This is a genomic window from Mesotoga infera (assembly GCA_011045915.1).
GTDB lineage: Bacteria > Thermotogota > Thermotogae > Petrotogales > Kosmotogaceae > Mesotoga > Mesotoga infera_D.
In genome coordinates this window covers 1-4,552 of sequence record DSBT01000386.1, presented here as the reverse complement: position 1 = coordinate 4,552, position 4,552 = coordinate 1, and the positions used below count along the sequence as shown (strand labels likewise).

The window sequence follows — 4,552 nt, the reverse complement described above, 5'->3', positions numbered from 1 at the left end:
TTCTGCGGACAAAAACGAAGTATACAAGACCAAGAAACCGCCATTTAACAGCGAGAAATCCTTTCCGAGCTCAAAGTTGAAGCGCCTCATATCTGCTTCGAAATCAAGTTGAACACCTACTTACACGCTCACAATCTTCACAAGCTGTATAACACTATTAGAACAATGAACTCATACGTTTTGCTCACAAGATGTCGAACTCTTGGAAGTAGCATGCTACAAGAGTCCAGAGTATGAAGCGAGGTCACAGGAATTCAATTAATGATATGACCAAAATAGGAGGTTCTCAGAACCACAGCGGAAGCTGTTTCACATCTTGACCACCAAACGGCTCCTCTTCACTGTTTCTTTCGATCATGCCGGACAAGAGTCGGTAAATATTGGGCTCCCGAGAGACCTCATTAATCTCAAAAGGAATCCCTCTCATTTCAATTAGCTTTGCGTTTCCTCTTTCTTCCTTACCAAGGTCAAGCACAAACAGTGGGCAGTAATTCTTTTCAATGCATTCTGTAGCCCCTGCCCATGTCCCGCCCTTTTCCAGATCACTTCGCACTACTACTCCGAAATCGGAAAGCGAATAGATGTATTTGTTTCTATCCATGGCCTTCCAGACAGTGAATTTTTCCCAGGGAGGAAAGGCCGATAGCAACGCGAGACGACCATCTCTAACGAATCTGGAGATTTCATCCTTTCTTATAAAACTCCTGAGAGAATCTGCCACAACACCGGCAGCAAGACCTCCATTTTGAAGCGATCCCATCATAGCGTGCATGTCAACTCCCTTGGCGGCACCGGAAACTACTGTTACACCTGAGCCGGCACACTTTTCTCCCAGGAGATGAGCTTGATCAAGCAAAGATTGAGAGGGTTTTCTGGAGCCTACGATTGAAATCGCTTTGTTGTCTAGTATTGAAAGGTCTCCCGCGTAGAAGATCAAAGGTGGAGCAAGATGCTTAAGCTTTTCCAGGAGTTTGCGGGGATACTCCGGTTCTGCACGCGAAATTGCGCGAATGCCTTTTTCTTCGAGATTTGCCAGCTCAATAGCTAGAGAGTGCTTCCTGCTCAAAAGGTCGGCTATCTGCTTTGCAGATTTTTCGTCTATCTCAAGCTGTTCGCAGATCTCTGCTTCACTAAGTTCCAGAAGTTTGGAAGGCCTCGAAACCGCGGAAGAGGCTATGCGCCTTGCAAGGTTGTTGAAGTTCTTCAAGTTGAGAGGTTTTAGAACATTGTTCCGCTCGGCATCAAATCTAATTGTAAGGAGCATTATCGAATGCCTGTCAGATATGTAATCATGACTCGTCGTCATCATAACCACCTTCCCACGAAGCTGATAGAGCAAAGGGATAAATTTCACCGGCGTTTTTCTTTTTCAACAGATAAGCTATTACTGTAAATGTCCATCTCGAATCGACCAGGTCGTCAACAAGAAGGACTCTTTTTCCACCAAGGTCAAGAGAAACATCAAAAGCGGAGATCACATTTTCAAATTGCATGGATGAGTTTTTCATGGCTTTTTGCTCCTGAGTTTCCTTTTTCTTCACTACACAATCCGCCATGTAACTCAGCCCGATCTCTCTGGCCAAGGCCCCCGCAAATCTAGAGACCAGATAGGGGCGTCTGAGAGATGGCACAGACACAACGATTTCCGGAAAAGGCTTGGGCGACCAGTAATCGGTAATAAGATTCTTAGAAGCGGCCACCAAATCACTCCGAAAACTACCCCTTTCGTATTTGTCCTCCTTAACCATTCTACCCCAACCTGCATCGCCATAAATGCTCAACGAATAACCAACCTCACATCTGAAGTGCTCCGGTATTTGTATCATGTTTTCAAATCGATGAGGGAACCTTTTCCTTGGCTCGATTCTCACAAATCTATTCTTAAGAAACTTTGCGGCTTTCTGGACCAGCTGAGGGTTTGCAACCCTGGATCGAAAATCCCCCGCACAATTGCAACACTTGCCGCAATCTTCGCTGAGATTATCGTCAAGCTTACTAACGACATATTTCATAAGGCATCCTTTCATATCGAACAACGCCTTCACGTCATTGTACTCTTGAATTCTCTGGTGAGTAATTCTCTTCCACCTTTCACTTTCAGGGCTCCACTTGTTTACAGTTCTAATGTATTTGGAGCCATTCTTCGTAATGACACCATCAATTTCCAGAATCTTAAGACACTTATCGATTTCCGACAATTTGGCGTTTACTGATCTCATTATCTCGACTTTGCTTCTTGGAAATTGCCCAATCAGTTCTACGAGCGCTTCAATGATCGACCTTTCAGGAAAAGCACTTTCAAAGAAGTAGTAGTGAATATCATCGTCTTCCTTACCCCCTAGAAGAATAACTTCTGCAGAATCTACTGATCTTCCTGCCCTCCCGATTTGCTGGTAGTAGGATACTATCGAAGACGGAGTCTGAAAATGAATTACAAATCCAATGTCCGGTTTGTCGTATCCCATACCCAAAGCTACCGTACTAACCAGAGCTTTTACCTCGTTTTTCATCAGAAGTTTTTCCAGCTCTTCTTTTCTTTCGTTATTCATTTGCGCATGATATGAAGATGCGTTTATACTGTTATCTTTGAGCCATCTGGCGACTCTTTCACAGTCAATCTTCGTCAAACAATAGATAATTCCTGACCCAGGAATGTTGGGTAAGTTCTCAGCCAGCCAGGCAAGCCTTTCAGACTGATCTGCAAGTTTCACTGCCTGAAGCTTCAAGCTTTCTCGCTTCAGTGGACCTCTAATGGTAAGAAGATCTTTGCCAAACTGCTCTTCAATGTCTCTCACTACTCTGTTATTGGCAGTAGCAGTTGTTCCTAACAATGGAGCACCCTTCGGAAGATTTGAGACTATGCGCACAATTCTTCGATAATCCGGCCTGAAGTCATGACCCCAATCCGATATGCAGTGTACTTCATCGACTACAAGGAGACCTATGTTGAGCGAGACGAATCTCTCAAGAAACCCCTTATTCCCAAGTCTCTCTGGCGAAATTAGGAGTATATCGACTTCATTGTTCTTTGTCCTTTCTAGGATCTCTTCCCATTCAGCAGGGTTTGTACTGTTTACAGTCTCCGCTATGATTCCGATTCTCCTGGCCATGTCGATCTGATTTCTCATCAATGATAATAATGGGCTTACCAGCAATACTAAAGCCTTTGACTCTTTCCTCAGAAAATATGCACACAGAAAGTAAACTATGCTCTTTCCCCAGCCGGTTTTCTGAACAAGAAGAACCTTACGATGTTCGTTAACAACTGCGTCTACTGCCTCCCACTGATCGGGTCTAAATGACACCCCTTTTCCTAGCATTTTCTCCAGAATTTGCTGAGCTTCTTGCTTTTCTACCATCTGTTACCTCCGAGAATAGATTTGCTACATGGAACTACCACTCACTGAACTCGTTATGACAAATCAAGTAAAAGTTTTTCAGCTAATGACAATGGGCGACTATATAGCCGCCTCAATATCTACAGCGCATGCCCAGCTCAGGAGCTCCAAAGAACCAGGCCTAACTATATCAATCAGCAGCTCCAAGAAAACAACGCCAAGAGCCTTGCAGAAGTTTAGATAACGGTTCAAGAGACTCAGGGTATTATGAAATGAGCTTTAAAATAGATGGATATATAAATTCCGAACGATCGTTGCAAAATCCATCACATTAGTCAGTTTTTCACCATACATTCTTAGTGTACAAAGATTGCATTAATAAATCAATACCATTCATCAGGAAGCAAAGAAAGGCTTGCAAAAACTGGGTTACTCAGAAAATTGAATAATCCTCCCAATGTTGTTTCTGTTCATTTGGAAACCGCTTTTTCAGATTTTTTCGAGTCTGTGACCTCTTCTCACTTGGATTCATGTTGGTCCAGATTCACATCGCGTATTGGAAATGGCACTATGAGAGCGTCTTTTCGGGTGCTATAACTTCTCGAAGTTTCATGTGCTAGACTACCGTTGTCAGTCAATGAAATTGCTCTTACATGCCGTAAATCGAAAATGCTTTTTTGAAGAACCAGGACGACGAACATTTCATAATGCAGATCATGCTTACGGTTAGTTCCACCAAGAAAGATTATTGTCCGATTCTTGATCTAAGAACTCCCCCAGGAGGCAATTATGGCCAACAAGAAAAGAGAAGAAGAATGGAAGGAAGTCAAGAAGAAGTGCAGAGTCGGTGATGAAACGGTACGAATGGCGAAGGAACTGGGGATAAATCCAAGGACCATGATAAAGAATATACCCAACAAAGCGGAGAAGTGGAAGGCGCCCGTCGATGTCTGGATAAGAGACATGTACGAAAAGGTAAAAGAAAAGAGCGCAAAGAAAGCAAAAGCGAAGGCAAAGCGTCTGAGGAAAGAGAGTGAGAAGTTGGCCGAAAGTTCGTCTAGACAAGATGACAGCGACAAATCAGATAGGCAAGACTGACGGCCGTTATCATAAACTTGAAAGACTTCATGGCAATCAATTGATGCGGGTCCCGATTGGTTCTCTAATGTCTAAAGAGCGGGGATAAGTAAGCGTAAATGGAATCACAGGCTCTT

General features: G+C 43.5%; 3 protein-coding genes. 1 reads left to right on the top strand and 2 read right to left on the bottom strand.

From position 1 onward, the window contains the following. Positions 1-286: 286 nt before the first annotated feature. The gene (locus ENN47_12500; protein HDP78968.1) at positions 287-1,309 is read right to left on the bottom strand and encodes a DNA-processing protein DprA; all 1,023 of its coding nucleotides are present in this window, start codon (positions 1,307-1,309) and stop codon (positions 287-289) included. Further along, a complete protein-coding gene (locus tag ENN47_12495) occupies positions 1,290-3,359 on the bottom strand; it encodes a RecQ family ATP-dependent DNA helicase (protein ID HDP78967.1) in 2,070 nt (689 codons plus the stop codon). The genes ENN47_12500 and ENN47_12495 overlap by 20 nt, the downstream gene beginning before the upstream one ends. Positions 3,360-4,127: 768 nt before the next feature. On the opposite strand from ENN47_12495, the gene ENN47_12490 reads away from it, so the two are divergent. After that, positions 4,128-4,436: a hypothetical protein gene (locus ENN47_12490; GenBank protein ID HDP78966.1), complete on the top strand. Its 309-nt coding sequence runs from the start codon at positions 4,128-4,130 to the stop codon at positions 4,434-4,436. The last annotated feature ends 116 nt before the right edge of the window (positions 4,437-4,552 follow it).

Bases quoted from the DNA above. Each gene is read 5' to 3' on its own strand.
- ENN47_12500 (HDP78968.1), bottom strand. From the start codon at position 1,309: ATGATGACGACGAGTCATGATTACATATCTGACAGGCATTCGATAATG.
- ENN47_12495 (HDP78967.1), bottom strand. From the start codon at position 3,359: ATGGTAGAAAAGCAAGAAGCTCAGCAAATTCTGGAGAAAATGCTAGGA.
- ENN47_12490 (HDP78966.1), top strand. From the start codon at position 4,128: ATGGCCAACAAGAAAAGAGAAGAAGAATGGAAGGAAGTCAAGAAGAAG.